Source organism: Gillisia sp. Hel_I_29 (assembly GCF_000744275.1).
Taxonomy (GTDB): domain Bacteria; phylum Bacteroidota; class Bacteroidia; order Flavobacteriales; family Flavobacteriaceae; genus Gillisia.
Map to the genome: position 1 here is coordinate 1,584,722 of NZ_JQLP01000005.1, position 14,761 is coordinate 1,599,482.

13 protein-coding genes are annotated in these 14,761 nt (G+C 31.8%); 3 read left to right on the forward strand and 10 right to left on the reverse strand.

What is annotated here, in order from left to right; translation table 11 throughout:
* The first annotated feature begins 426 nt into the window (after positions 1 to 426).
* On the forward strand, positions 427 to 1,632 hold the full coding sequence (locus P163_RS12340) for a site-specific integrase (RefSeq protein WP_034891638.1): 1,206 nt from the start codon (positions 427 to 429) through the stop codon (positions 1,630 to 1,632).
* 42 nt (positions 1,633 to 1,674) lie between these two features.
* Here P163_RS12340 and P163_RS12345 read toward each other — a convergent pair whose 3' ends face one another.
* The 3 genes from P163_RS12345 to P163_RS12355 all read right to left on the reverse strand — a co-directional run bounded on the left by P163_RS12345 (position 1,675) and on the right by P163_RS12355 (position 4,291).
* A complete protein-coding gene (locus P163_RS12345) occupies positions 1,675 to 2,802 on the reverse strand; it encodes a hypothetical protein (RefSeq protein WP_034891641.1) in 1,128 nt (375 codons plus the stop codon).
* Between the two features lies 1 nt (position 2,803).
* Complete coding sequence (locus tag P163_RS12350; RefSeq protein WP_034891644.1) at positions 2,804 to 3,760, reverse strand: hypothetical protein; 957 nt, start codon at positions 3,758 to 3,760, stop codon at positions 2,804 to 2,806.
* 120 nt (positions 3,761 to 3,880) lie between these two features.
* A complete protein-coding gene (locus P163_RS12355; RefSeq protein ID WP_034891647.1) occupies positions 3,881 to 4,291 on the reverse strand; it encodes a helix-turn-helix domain-containing protein in 411 nt (136 codons plus the stop codon).
* Between the two features lie 148 nt (positions 4,292 to 4,439).
* On the opposite strand from P163_RS12355, the gene P163_RS12360 reads away from it, so the two are divergent.
* Positions 4,440 to 5,339 carry a hypothetical protein gene (locus P163_RS12360; RefSeq protein WP_034891650.1) on the forward strand — a complete coding sequence of 300 codons (900 nt, stop codon included), beginning with the start codon at positions 4,440 to 4,442 and terminating at the stop codon, positions 5,337 to 5,339.
* A 13-nt stretch (positions 5,340 to 5,352) separates the two neighbouring features.
* Positions 5,353 to 5,691 carry a hypothetical protein gene (locus tag P163_RS12365; RefSeq protein WP_156100701.1) on the forward strand — a complete coding sequence of 113 codons (339 nt, stop codon included), beginning with the start codon at positions 5,353 to 5,355 and terminating at the stop codon, positions 5,689 to 5,691.
* Between the two features lie 506 nt (positions 5,692 to 6,197).
* Here P163_RS12365 and P163_RS12375 read toward each other — a convergent pair.
* The 7 genes from P163_RS12375 to P163_RS12405 all read right to left on the reverse strand — a co-directional run bounded on the left by P163_RS12375 (position 6,198) and on the right by P163_RS12405 (position 14,637).
* Entirely contained in the window at positions 6,198 to 7,166 is a 969-nt protein-coding gene (locus P163_RS12375; RefSeq protein WP_034891659.1) for an endonuclease/exonuclease/phosphatase family protein, read from the reverse strand.
* A gap of 6 nt (positions 7,167 to 7,172) precedes the next feature.
* Positions 7,173 to 8,903: a patatin-like phospholipase family protein gene (locus tag P163_RS12380; RefSeq protein WP_034891662.1), complete on the reverse strand. Its 1,731-nt coding sequence runs from the start codon at positions 8,901 to 8,903 to the stop codon at positions 7,173 to 7,175.
* Positions 8,904 to 9,767: 864 nt separating this feature from the next.
* Positions 9,768 to 10,721 (reverse strand): hypothetical protein, encoded by a 954-nt coding sequence (locus P163_RS12385; RefSeq protein WP_034891665.1) that lies wholly within the window; start codon positions 10,719 to 10,721, stop codon positions 9,768 to 9,770.
* A gap of 180 nt (positions 10,722 to 10,901) precedes the next feature.
* On the reverse strand, positions 10,902 to 12,032 hold the full coding sequence (locus tag P163_RS12390) for a TlpA disulfide reductase family protein (RefSeq protein WP_081891332.1): 1,131 nt from the start codon (positions 12,030 to 12,032) through the stop codon (positions 10,902 to 10,904).
* Between the two features lie 202 nt (positions 12,033 to 12,234).
* Positions 12,235 to 12,912, reverse strand: a complete 678-nt coding sequence (locus tag P163_RS12395; protein WP_034891671.1) for a DUF6624 domain-containing protein — start codon at positions 12,910 to 12,912, stop codon at positions 12,235 to 12,237.
* Positions 12,913 to 13,066: 154 nt separating this feature from the next.
* On the reverse strand, positions 13,067 to 13,945 hold the full coding sequence (locus P163_RS12400; RefSeq protein WP_081891333.1) for a retropepsin-like aspartic protease: 879 nt from the start codon (positions 13,943 to 13,945) through the stop codon (positions 13,067 to 13,069).
* Between the two features lie 92 nt (positions 13,946 to 14,037).
* Positions 14,038 to 14,637: a Crp/Fnr family transcriptional regulator gene (locus P163_RS12405; protein WP_034891677.1), complete on the reverse strand. Its 600-nt coding sequence runs from the start codon at positions 14,635 to 14,637 to the stop codon at positions 14,038 to 14,040.
* Positions 14,638 to 14,761: the final 124 nt, after the last annotated feature.

Genomic DNA, 14,761 nt, shown 5'->3' on the forward strand with positions numbered 1-14,761 from the left:
ATGTTATGCTAAAAAGATTGATCTTTTTAAACTGATAAATCAGTCCAGTTAGTTAATTTCTATTTTTTTTGTTTTGTATTCTATTTTTATTTAATTTACACTTAAATAAACCTATTTCATATCATTTTAAAAGTTACCTAATCGGTCACCTGAAGGAATAGAAATTAAGGGAAGTATTGAATTTAAAGGGATACGGGGAATCACGATCAAGTCTGCCACCCCGACCAAGACCATTACTAAATGGCACCAAAACCTTGTTAATCTTATGATTATCAAGGTTTTATGATTTTAGATCGTTCATAGTATTTGATGCTAAATCATATAAAATGAGTCCGATTCGGTGACCTCTTATTATTTTGGGCTATTGTCCAGATTGTTGATTTGACTTTCGTTTTCACGCATTTGTTTAACCTGAAAACGATTATTATGAGAAATTCGGTGACCTTTGGGATAGTCTTTATCCCAAAATCCAGTAAAGCCAAAAATGGCAAAGCTCCCCTTTATGCTAGAATTACCTTAAATGGTGAGCGAATTGAACTAAGCCTACAACGTAGAATTACCCAAAATCTCTGGGATGAGCAAAAAAGCCGCTTAAGAGGTTGTAGCGCAGAGAGCATTCAAGTGAATGGTTCCTTGGATAGAATCTATAATAAGATATACGAGTCCTTCCGCCAGCTTCAAAACGAGAACAAACTTTTAAATGTTAGCGCAATAAAGCAACGCTATTTAGGAGCAGATGATTCTTTTAAGAAACTCTCTGAGCTTTTAAATTATCATACAGAAAATATGAAGTCCATATTAAAGTATGGTACAATGAAGAATTACTATACTACCGAACGGTACTTATATAAATTCTTGTTCAAGCAATTCAAAGCAGAAGACATTTACCTGAAACAGATCAATTATCAGTTCATCACAGACTTTGAACATTTCTTACGAACCTATAAACCAAAAAGGGTTAGAAAAGCTCCAACGAACAATGGAGTGATGAAGCATTTAGAACGTTTAAAAAAACTTCTGAATCTTGCACAGAAATTGGAATGGGTAGAAAAAGACCCCTTTGCAAAATTCACACTGAAATTCAAAACATCTGAGAGAGCATTTCTAAACGAAGCTGAATTAAAAAGCATAGAGAATTACCATTTTAATAAATTAACCCATCAGCAAACCCGGGATGTGTTTATATTCTCATGTTATACAGGCTTATCTTGGATAGATGCAAAGAACTTAAAACCAGAGAATATTGTAATTGGAATTGATGGTCGCAAATGGATATTTACCGCTAGGGAGAAAACAGAAAAACCGGTAAAAATCCCAATTCTTCCCAAGGCTATGGAAATAATAAAAAAATATGCAGTACATGCCGAATGTTCAGGATGCTTGCTGCCAGTTTATTCCAATCAGAAAACCAATGAATATTTAAAGCAGATTGCTATCAGTATAAAACTTAAAAAGAAACTGACCTTTCATGTAGCTAGGCATACTTTTGCTACAACTGTTACATTATCTAAAGGGATTCCAATAGAAACAGTTTCCAAGCTATTAGGCCACTCTAAATTATCTACTACCCAGGTTTACGCAAGAGTTTTAGAAAGTAAATTAAGTGAGGACATGCGAAAATTAATGATTTGATTAAATAGCTTCGTTGAATGTGTTTCTTAATACCCTAAAAAACTAAATTTTCAAATTATTATAATGATATATTTTATGAGCATTAATAACTTCAAAAATTGCCTTCTCAATCTTCTTTTTATTTGCAGAAGACCTATAGTTTTTTCCTACAGTTATTTTCATTGTATAGAATTGGAATTCTAAATTTTCTATTTTATCCAGTTTAAAATCAGGGAATGCAAACTCAACTGAGCAAATACCATCTCCTTGGGCATGTTTGAATTTATACTTGACAATCATGGAGTGTAGAAAAACACAATCTCTAAATTCCTCATTTGAAAGCAATATGTGCCTTCTAAGTCCACTTCCTTTTATATTTAAGTTTTCAATATCTTTTAAAAATTCTTTAGCTGCTTCGGGCAAATTTTCATTAGGGTCTGGACTAACTGAAATATTTTCAACTTTATCAAATTCCATAAAGGCTATAGTATCTAAAAATTTCATAAAAAATAGAAATCTATCAGCGTTTAAAAATTGAGTGAATAATATTCTCTCAAAAGTATCGGCCTTATCTACTGAGCCACTTGTTTTAAAATGATTCTCTAATTCTTTATTTATATTATCGACAAACTTCTGAGTACCTTTTGAACTAAATGTTTTTGTAACGCTAAGATGTAAATGACCATCTTCTTTTAATTCATAAACTATACCTCCCTTAAAAACTCTGTCCTTGTCATGAATTGCCTTAATATCAGAATGTTCTTCAATTTCAAAATTGAGTTCAATTTTATCATTCCGACCATCAACCTTTTTGAAAGAAGGTATTCCTATTAAATCCATATCTGATTTATAGGTATACATTTCATTTAAAATTTTCTTTAAATCGATATCTCTAGGTATTGATTTAAGTAAATTTTTATCTCCTTGCCATGGTATACTCGCTGTCCTATATTTTTCCTTTTCTTCCCTATTTTTCTTTAAATCTAAAACATCTCTGTACTCACTCGGACTCAAAATTGTACACATTAGCTCTGGAACAATATCGTTCTTACTATATTGTGATAAAAATATTCCTTTAGATTTGATAACTTTTTTCAGGTCACCTTCTGACAATTCAGGTTGTACTAGAATAGTTCTTAAAAGTTCTCCGTACGGTAGCTGATATAATGATGAATTATCTTTTTCATTCATGCTATTCTAGATTTGTAAGATTTTTAAAATTTGAATCATGAGAAACTACTGAGATTAGTTTTATGAAACTGTTATCTGTAAATCTTCCTTTAACTTTTTTTATCATATCATCATGATCATAAGAATTGTAATTTTTAAAGGATAAGAAAATACTAGATGTTGCTTCAAGTTTATCAAAAGTTTTAGCTAAACTAATTAATTGGGCCAAATGATCTTCATCTATATTATCTCTGCAAGACAGTATAAAATATACTTCATTGTTAACCATAAACCTCATGGGAATGACATCATATGCAAAGAAATCTAATGGAAAAATATCTCCGAAATTTTCATTAAAATTAGCCTTGAAATTTAATCCAGTGGATGGGTAAACGAAAGAGTAGTTACCACGGCTTATTAGTTTTACTTTTGAAACAGTCTGATGAATAAAATTTAGCCGCGCTGAATCTACCACTATTATTCTATTAAATACAATCTGCAACGATTCCACTTGAGATTTCGCTAGATCTTCTAATATTGAATTATCTGAATCTTCCTTTTCATTGGACAGCCAAAATAACATTCCAGTTACATTAGTACTCCTTACTCCAGTTGAATTACCTTCAATATCTTTTTTTTCATCAGAATAGTGAAAACATTCTAAAGCAGTAGCTAAGTCAATAAAATGCTCTTTGAACTTTCCCCTAGGGGAACCTGGATATTTATTTTTTGTATGTTTGACTGATATATATCCAATTTCTAAAACTTCAGATTTTAAAGGTGAATTATAGTGCACTAATCCATCTAATCCATGTGAGTTAGATTTATTAGTCCTGAGCTTTGCATGTTCTTCTTGACTTTCGCATTTTAAATTTGGAATGTTTGTTCTATACGCAGGAAAACCTAGAAGCTCTTTAAAAATGTTTTCAATAAGGGCTTCTCCATGGTCTCCAGATTTTTTAGATTCTTCTCCAGGCATAATTGTTATGTATTCTGAAATTTAATGATTGAATATTAATTTAAAAAAGTTTAAACTGGATTGTTTATATCTAATGCTTAAAAAAATATGAATGGTTTTTATATAGGTATATTTTCTAACCTATTTATTCTCAAACAACTTCTCCAAATAAGCCACTTTATCATTCTCTGCTTGTAATAGACGCTCATAAAGCTTTTTATTTTCTTCAAATAGTTCAACTACTTTGTCTAAAGGATTGAAATTACAAGTATTTTGATGCCCAAAATTGCTACTAGACACTTTATCATTAAAAGTGTTAAAATAATTAATAACAGCTTCTTCCGAAAAATTCTCAATAGCTTCTTTTGTAACCCCAAGCACTTTTGCTACTTCTTCAAGTTTTGCGTCCTCTAAATTCTCGCTTTGTTCGATGTGGGAGATACTTTGTTGGCTAATGCCTAATTGTTCTGCAAGAGTTTCTTGTTTCATGCCACGAAGCTCTCTAATACGAGCGATCTTACGGCCTATATGGTTTGGTTTTGTTGTTGTCATAACTCAAATATAAGTATTCTTTTTCTAAAAATTAAGGTATAACCCTCTCGGGTATAAAACAAACCTTTTCAGGTAAATTACCAACACTTTTGGTTCTATACGGTAAGGCCTCAACCTAACTTGATATTCATAATTAAAAAACAATATTATGGAGCCTTTATCAAAGATATCAAATATTAACGCCATCCAAGATGATCTTATACCAGATAAAATAGTTACTAAGATTACCAAGGTTATAAAATCTATTATTGAAGTTCATTCAATTTATCTCATCGGGATGCAAAAGGATAGTAGATCATCATTATATCTGCTTAACCCCAATCCCGAAAAGCAAAGTCCAATAATGCATGCGTATAAATTAATTATATTGATTATTAGCGAGGAATACGTTGCACAACCAAAGGAATTCATGAGTAAGGTGTTTTCCAAAATGCACGAAAGTGTAAGAATAGATTCCATTCATTACACTTTGAATGAGATAAAGTATCGGTTGAGGCATGGTGATAATTTTCTTAGCCGAATTCTTACACCTGAAAAAGCAATATACGCTGCCGAAAGCTTATTGTGTGGTGGTTATTGTTATCATCCAAAAATGTATGCAGCCATTAGAAAAGAATGGGAATTCCGTATGAACCGGGCTTATTACTTTAAAGATAAAGTAGATGTATGCGACGATATCTATGATGAATCTGCAAGAATGTTTTTAATCTCACAATCGCTACAACAAGCTTGTGCCGCATTGTTATATGTTTTTTGGGAGTATAAATCTAGTTACTATGATCTGAATCATTTTTTAAATCTTTGCAGTAATTTCTGCAATAGCCCAAACATAGTATTACCTAAAAAGTCTTTTCGCTCCAAGCGAGTATTTCATGCGCTATGCCATGCGCAGTATAATGTCAATTTTAAATCCATTGACGAAGTTTCGTTAGAGGACAGTAATTATGCACAGCGCTTATGCCGTAGATTTCTTGAAAAAGTGGCTAATGAAGGAGAAAAGAAACTTCAAGAATTAGAACCCCTCCACAGTGAATTCAATGTTCAATAAAAAGAACTTTAAAATGAAAAGGAAAACAATTCTCAAAAAATTAACTGAGATTAAAGAAGAAAATCTTAACCATTTGACTCCACTAAAGAACAAGAAAGGCAAGTATTACACGGGAACTTTTCAGGTTCAGAGTCATTTAGAACTAATGTATTTGATTACGAATCTTATTAAAGTGTGTATCCTCGCATTAGAGGAAAATGAATGTTTAAGCGATAAACAAATACCCCAACCGAAATATAATGTTAATGAGGTATTGCGACATACCTTACAACTTATTCCCTTTGAGGAACACCAATTTATTGATCAGGTAGTAGACTTACTAGATAACCTAAATGATGACAATGATGGTTAATAGAATTTTCTCTGTTATTAGAAACCTCTGCGCTCATTCTATGGTATAACCCATTTACTTTTTTTATCTGGAGCATTTTCCTTTTATGTTTTTCATGGATAGATCAAATAATATGTTTTCTGTGCTTTCTCATTTACTTCTTTCAGAGCTGTATGCATTACCTTTTGATACTGCATCTTCTCAGGATCTGAAATTAGAAAGGCCTTATAAAAAGCAAAGCGGCTTTATGCAGGCCTCTAATTTCAAATCCTGTTTTTTTGGTATCAAAAGGTAATCCTTTGAAAGTATTATAAAGTGTAAGAAGTGAAGATCGGGTTCTTTACACAAAGTATAGTTTACAGTTCCAAACTAGCGGACTTGAGTCAAAAAGATTTATACCATCAAATAATAAAATATCAAATCTTTTTGGCTCGTGTCCAAGACGATTTTTAGTGAACCTCTTTTTCTGAAATGAAGCTTTTGCGAAATGAAAGGAAATGGGGTCAGTATCGCACAATCTTTTAAATTTAAGTTATTCTAAACTCAGTCCAAAGAGGATAGTGATCTGAAAGCATAAAAGAAATACTCCTTTTAGATAAATTCCGATTTCTTAGTGCTGTTGATAAAAAGTCAAAATTACCTGCTCTTAAAAAGTCCATAGATAAATTTGGAACATTACTATTATTATTGAACCAGGCAATTTGATCATAATATTTAGTTTCATTAAAAATAGAACGGGTAATTAGTGGATCTTGTAAAGCATCGGGTACAAACAAGCCTTCAGACAAAAATGTTTTATCCAAAAGATCACCACGTTCATCAATATTAAAATCGCCAAGTGTAATTAAGTTTTGGTGATAAGCGTTCATGTCGCCCGCCCAATCAGAAAGCCATTGTGCTATACCTTTGAGTTCCTGAATCCTTTCACTTGATTTTTTCCCATATTTAATATGAAGCGTCACTAGAATAAAGGTCTGGGAACAGGATTTAAAACTTACTGCATACGGGGTTCTGACAAACTGCTCTTCTAAAGCATTTTTAGAAATATCTCCTTTTAACCATTCTTTCGGCACTACTAATTCACAGGCCAATCCGGATAGATTGACCCTACGGGTATCAAAAATGAATGCCATTCTTTCTCCGTTGCCACTACTACCTTTGGTGACATCTGTTAATATTAGAGACCAATGACTTCCTAAAAGTTTCATCACATCTCTTAAACCCCTAATGTTAGCTTTCACCTCCTGAACTGCGATGACGTCAAAACGTTTGATGATTGCAGCAATGCATAAAATAGAATGCATATCCCGCTTAGGACTATCTTCTTCTTCCGACTTCCATTTTCTGATATAATTACCGAAAGCTCGAATATTCCACGTTGCTATAAGAAGGTTTTTGTCAATTTCCTTAGAAGGCAGGTGAGCATCCAGATCGTTATTTAAAAGATCTATATTCTTTTGTATATCATCTGGTGGAGCGTCTAAGATAGTTGCCATAACATTTTATTTTTCTAATTCCTGATATAACCAATCCGGCTGATCTTTAAACCGCAACCAGTCATTTAATAATTCGGCATGTAATTCTTTTAAATTATTTTGAATGTCAGTGTCCAGGTTTTTAAAACCACTTCCTTTTCGATTTATTAGTTCCGATACATAAACCATTAAATCCTGACAGCAACCTACCTGACCACTAACCACAAGTGCTTTGACCTTTTCTTCCTTAAAATCGTCATGGGTAAACCAAAGCGTAGTTCCAAATTCAGAGGCTTTGTCAACATATTCTTTGATATTTTCACCAATGATCTCTTGGTAAGTTTCTCCCTTTAATTCAGGATAAAATTTCCCCATGAATGCAAAATTTTTCTTGGTTTTTTTAAAGTCAACTACGGTAAGCTCCTTAATCAAACAAGATGCCCTACGATAGTCAAATTGCTTATTTTCATATAGCCCATTATATTGCAATTGTCTAATTCGTTTTAGAAAAATATCGGGAAATAACAATTTCAAAGAATTTATCCTGTCCAGTAAGAGCACTTCCAACCTTCCTATTTTAGTTGTCTTGTAATCAAAGAGCGTCAATCGTTCTTCAAAAAAATCAGGGATTAGTTTCTTTAGATATAAATTAAAATCCCCAAACCATCCTTTAATTTTTTTTAGTAACCAGAATCTGGCAAATGCAGAAAGAAATCCTATGATAAGGAGAGTAATTCCAATTCCGGTAATAATATTATCTTGAAGCTTTCCAAGAGCCGCCAATATTAGCCCGATGGCACAAATAATAATCGGTAACCAGATTGAATTCTTTTTGATATTCTTAAGTCTATTCAATTGGTCTTCCAGCGTACTATCTCTGAATTCGTCTATTTTTTCTTCTGAAAATTGGAAAGGTGCCAGATATGGGGAAGACACATCACATAAAAAATACAAATCGAAGGTTGATGTACTTTTTTTATTTTCATAACGTCGTAAGGCGGATATTCCCTGGTTGTCAAAAATCCCACCATCCATCAGCCCCATACTCCCACCATCATCTTTCAATTTTTTTTGGATTGTTTCATAAATCTCAGATCGAGGATCAAAAAAATCTTCAGGAAGGGATAAAGGTTCAAATCCTCCCGGAAAAGCCGAGGAAGCAGCGACAATATCCCCGATACGAAAGTCTGTATAATGATTATTTGAAATCCTAAGTTCATTGGTTCCGAAGTAATTATAATTGCCACCATGTTGAAATCTAAACTGAAGTCCGGTTAGAAATTCTGTAGCATTAAAGCAGACAAATTCTAAATGAGAATTCTCAAGATTATTTATAACCTCTAGGGTATCATTTTCAAATAAAGTGTCATCATATATTTCTGCAAATGCATTGATCAGGTTCTTTTTTTTATAAGCGTAATTCCAAAGTCCTTTTGTACTTATTTTGGTCAAAGCTTCTTTAACCAAATCCTGTTTTCTTATCCATGCCAGCAGCTCATGATAGATTTGGGTAAATGCTTTGTTTTTTTGAATACCCGCCGCGTAGAATGCTCCCGTAATAGTACCTCCTGAAACTGTGGAAATAGCTTTTACATTTGTTAGAAGTGGTTTTCCTTTATATTTTTTATGATTAAAATAACTTAAGATTCCTAAGTGAAAACTGGCGGCACGGTAGCCACCACCACTCATCGAAAGGGCAATGCGCTCTAATGGATTTATTGAAATTTCTTTCTTAGATTTTAAAAAGTCATCTTCCACAGCATGAAGTTTTTATAAATATAAAGAATTTAAATTGAAGCTTTTAGAACCCTAAAAAAATGATTTGAATTAATGTAGGCCAGTAGTATTGAATATAAAATATATAATAGAAAATAAGTTACCACAAAGTTTTTTTTAATAATGAAAAGTAATCCGGCGGACTTTATTCAACAAGAGAATTCATCACTTCATAAAATATCAAAACTTTTTGGCTCGTGGCTAAGACCTTTGAACGAATCATTTTTCCTGAAATGAAATGCAAGGGAATTGATGAGGACGGTCCTATAATTCCATTTAAATCCATTTTTATAAAGATTTGTCGCAAAAATGAGCCTGTTTACTGGGGTTCACGATGCATTTGTCGCAAATTTAGTAAGAAAGAAGGAATTAAAATAATTTAAAATACTGATAATCAATGATTTGGGAATATGTAACATCGCGAAGCGTGTTACCCTCTTGCTATTCAAATCCGTTCGCCAAAGCGAACAAATTTTCTTACTCTTATTAAATATATATTGTACTGATATTCCACTATTTGAACATATCCTTTTTTTTTAATGAGAACCGATGTTGTAAACAGTGATTTATTCGATTCTAATACATCCCTTTTTATCTCTAGACCTTTTACTTTTTAGTAAATAACAGAAGCTATTATCTGAAGGAATAGCGATATAATTTGATTTATTTTCATTTAAAAGTATATCTTCTTTTATCAATCTCAATTTCCAATTCGGAAAATTTGCATCTGGTTGAAAATTTGCAGCTAATTCAATTATACTTTGAAATTTTAATTCAAGTATTAATTTTTTGAAATATTCCCTAAAGTCAGAATAGATTAAAAATTCTATTTCTTTTATGTTGTTTTTATTGTATTAAATCTTCTTTAGTAATTGTAATTAATTCAGATTTTCCGATTTTACTTGCTGCTTTTCTTTCAGCGACATCAACTACTACGAAATAATAATTTTTATTATTTATGGTCAACATTGGTGGATACATGGTTTGCTTATTATTCAAGTCAAAATTTATTTGAGCTTTATCAAAATTGAAAATAACCAGAAAACCTTGTGTTTTATTATAATTTTCTGTGTACTGTCTAATCTGAGTAAATCCCTCAACAATTCTTTTTTTGCCATATTTCTTTTTGCGATCAAATATTTTAATTTCTATAATTAAAGGATCTGAGGTATCTATGTTTCCCACAATATCTGCTCTACCAGATTTCGATTTAGGCGTTGAAAAAGGATAATCTATTCCTTGATCAAATAAGAATATTCTTAAATCATCCTCTAAGGAGTCTTCATAGTTCTTGGTTTGTAAACTATATTGATTTAATAATTTTTCTGATGTAAACCATTCGGTTCTTTTCTTATATTTTTCTAAAAGATAAACTATTGAGTTACTGTTTTCTAATGAATCTATTATGAACTGAATAAAAGGAAGGATTAAATCCGAGCATATTCTATCTTGCGTTTGTTGATAATCGCCAAAATTGAAATGTGTTAATGTATTAATCTGAAACTTATATTCATTAGCCATAAATTTTGTAAGCTGATAGCAAATTGCAGCTCTATGTTCTAAGCTATCCATTCCAATTTCATAGAAATCAAATTGTAGGTCTTCATCTAATCTTTTTAGTTCTTTTTCGTTTAAAAAATACTTTTTAACCGATTCTGAAATAACACCTTTAATTGTGGCATTATCTTCAATGTTTTTAAGTAGAAATTTCAAATCAAATTGAAAATTATCTAATGTTGAATTTTGAACTCTGGAATACCAATTAGAAATATTCTGAACAAGATTTTTATTGTAATACATTGAAACTCAAATTTTGATTAAAAATTACCACAACGTCTCGTATAAGAACAGTGCGAGCGGACGAGTGTGATTGTCCGTAGGACAATCCTCTAAGCAAGCGAACACGGAACTTCGATTCAAGACAGGTTTAAGCATTGTATTTATATGTTGTTGTGCAACGTTGTTTATATCTTCAACAGGCTAAAAGTATCTTTCTAAGTCCTTTTTTAGCTTTCCTTCCTTATATCCAACCCATCGATCCACTATTTTTCCATCAGGACTAATGAGCAGGAAAGTTGGAGTAACTGAGAAATTATAGCGAAGGGCACTTTCGCTGTACCTCCCTTTACCATCCCACAAGCTGGGCCACGAATTTTGATCTCGTTCAACCGACTTCAGCCAAGTTTCCTTATGAGGATCAGCAGAGAAATCTACAATATTGAGAGAGTTTTGGTACTTGTTAGAAATTTCTTTGAGTTCATCTGTAGCCCTTATGCAGTAACCACAATATGCGGAAGTGTAATTGATTAAAAGAAATTTTCTTTCTTCCATTAGGTTTGATAGGCTGGTTTTATTATCTAACTGATCTAAACCCACAAAATCAAGAAATTTATCACCTTTTTCTATGTTCTTTGATTCAAGGTATACTTTTACAACTCTGCCAAACTTACTCTGCTTTAGTTCATTGCTATAGCGGTCAAATATTATTTTGACTGAATCTTTAGGAATGTCATCTTTGTGAAAGCCGAGTTGTAAAATACCGGCATAAGTGTCGCTGGTTTCTTTGACATATTTAATTGTTCGAAGCTTTATGATGCTATCAATTTTGCCAACAGTTTCCATAAATTCCTCTCTCATTTCCTCCTTTTCACCATCTGACAAAGCGTGGAAACCAAATATCAGTGAGTCCCTTTTGATATCGAGTTCCTTTGTTACATCCATTGACTTGCGGTAACTAGCGTCAATTTTAGATCCGCTGGTTTTCACGTTCCAGGCAAAATCCTTTTTGTCAGCAATTAATGTAAGGTTATCGTTTCCAATGAATAAAGGTGTATAGACATAATCTTCACCATCAGTGGCTCTCAGCCAGAACAACGATGGAGGATCGGCAATGTGGCCCTCCATTAAAAATTTATTATTCTTAACCGTTGCACTATCGACATTCGCATTTGTTGCGAGATTATGGAGGTAAAATTTAGTACCCTCTGTAAAATTGGAAACATTTCCTTCTATCCTGTAAGTTGGAGCTCCGCTATTGACCTCTTTCTTGTCAGGCAGACATCCTATTAACAAGAGGGAGCAAAAGAAAAGCAGAGGCTTATAAAAAGTCATTTTTGATAATTTAATAGCAAGTTAGCCATATTACATTTATATTTTTCAGTTTGCCCAATGTTGCACAACGGTCTTGGTTGACGCAAGTAGCGCGGAGTAGGGACGCTTTCTTGTCGGCTTAGTTGTTTGTTAGTTGGTGTCTAAAATAGCACTTTTCACTACAATGCCCGCTATTTGCTGGTAACCGATGTTTTTGCCAGTTTTAGTTTGTACTAAATTTTTTGATATCCTCTAATGTCAGAACTTTATAATCGATGTTCATACTTTTAGCGCTTTCTTCTATGGATTCTTTAAATCCAACATTTTCCCTCAAATTATTTACCTCAGATGGAGATTCAATCGGCCATATAAAGGACTCCCATTTAGTTTCTTTTGTTTTTGGATCTACAACCTCATGACCGCTAGCTTGAGTTCCATATTTCTGTTCTAAACCTTTATACATTAACATTCTGTCCTCCATCATAGCAACTAAAGTCATTGGAATCTCATTTTCGACACCAGCTTTTTCTATCAAAGGAAAATATTTCTCTATTTGATTAGAATGCTGTATTACGCTCCACGCAGCAGTATTTGTCGATTTACCAACAAGTGATTTACCAGGATAACCAAATTGGTCAATAATCTTACTTACTTCTTTTATATTTAAGCTATCTTGTTCTGAAACGAGTTTCCACTCCTTTTCTACAAATTGCTCCCAAGTAAAGCCCAACTTATTTAAAATGTCTTTTTTTTCTTGTGTAGAAATCGGATAAAATAATTTTCTTAGTTTTTGATCTTTTTCCTCTATTGAATCAAGTTTGACTTTTAATTCATAGTTGATTTCTTGAGCAGAAATATTTGTTATAATTAATAACAGAAATATGGAAATAATATGTTTCATTTTTTTTTAATAAAATTGTCTAAAATGGTCTCGGTTCACACAAGTTGCGGAACTAGCGACGTACACTTATCGGCTTAGGTTTTAATTAATGGTTAATTTAATTATATTCTATTAACAGCTACCCCTTATGTGTGATATCATTTGTTAGCAAATGTTATTTTTGCACTAATATTCTATGGTTCGAAATATCAATTGTTAATTTTTCTCCAATCCAATTAATGCCCATTATGCCTTCATATATGAGGCCTTCAATAAAAATAGCGTCGAAATCTTTTACTGATGCATTGTTATTATCATCTATTAAATCGGGTATTTTCGTGATAAAAAAATTGTTCCCTTCACCTTCTTTAAAATAACTTTTTTTATAAACCTTTTTTATTAACGTTGAATCAATTTTAAAAGCTGTTAGATATCTCGAATTAAATCTATAAACGTCAAATCCTGCACCACTATCTAATCCTACATTCAAGTTTAATTTATTGTTTAGTTTAATGTTCGTAGATATACTTACATCTATATTCCTGTCATTAGTTATTTGAATAGGCATTTCGAAATCTTTATCTTTAATTAAATCCAGCATGGACGATTCGGATTCAATTGTAATGACTTTATTCCTGAAATCTATACTTATTGGTGTCTTCCTGAATAAAGTTAGGGAGATTAATCCGTCATATTCAAAATCTATATCGTAAATTCCAGTAATTACATTCTTGACATTAAAACTGCCTAATGATAAAGATTCTAGATTATATAGATCAACTTGCAATTCTTCACCTGTAGCTCTATGTCCTGTATAGAAATTATCAGTTTGTTGTAGATTTTCAATTTTATCTGCAAAATTTTTAAAAATTATATTTATTCCTGCTCCAGTATCAAATATAAATTTTCCTTCTACACCATTAATTTCAACTGGAATTATTATATGTCCATATTGAGTCAATGTAAATGGAATACTCGTTTTATTTATTAAATTTTCTTGTGAATAGGTTAGTGTTGATAGTAGCATTATTAAAATCGCAGTAAACTTTCTCATAATTATTTAACTTGGCTTATTTATTATTAATCTCACGAAAGTATTTAATTAAGAATAGAGCGTACTGACACATTTGTGTCAATTTTTATTTTTTAAATATTTTTTCTTATTCTGGTTAGTGATTGTCTTTCAATTCCAAGAAATGAAGATAGATGAGTTAAAGTTATTCGATTTATTAGCCTCGGATTATTTTTTATGAAATTGAGATATCTTTGCTCTGCATTTTCAAATAAAAAACTTTCAATTCTATTTTGGCGTTTAATTAATAAATATTCAGCGATGAGTCGACCATATTTTTCAAAATTTTTAAACCTGGAATAGCATTCTTGAATTGAATTGTATGATAGATTAATGAAGATACAAGGTTCTAAAGTTTTAATATAAAATTTTGAAGGTATTTGTTGTATGAATGAACGATAATCCGTGGCTGTGTTATTTTCACTTAGAAAAGCTGTGGTAACTTCCTTTCCATCAGCGGTCAAATAGTAACTTCTTAAAAGACCGCTATAAACGAATCCTAAGCTTTCTTGAACTATTCCAGCTTGTAGGTAAAATGTTTTACTTCTTATTTGAGTAAAGGAAACTTTCGTTAATATAAATTCTAATTCTTTTTCTGTCAAATCAGGGCAAATTTCTAATAAGGAATTTGAAAATGCATTTTTTGCATTATTAAAATTTTCAGATTCTTCCATTCATAATTATATCTCAGTTTTCCTGCTAAAATTGGCTACAACGGTCTCCTTTACTTCGTTTATTAATAAATATACCTTTGAGATGAAGAAGGAGGAGAACTAAAACGGTCTCTAGATTACAGAT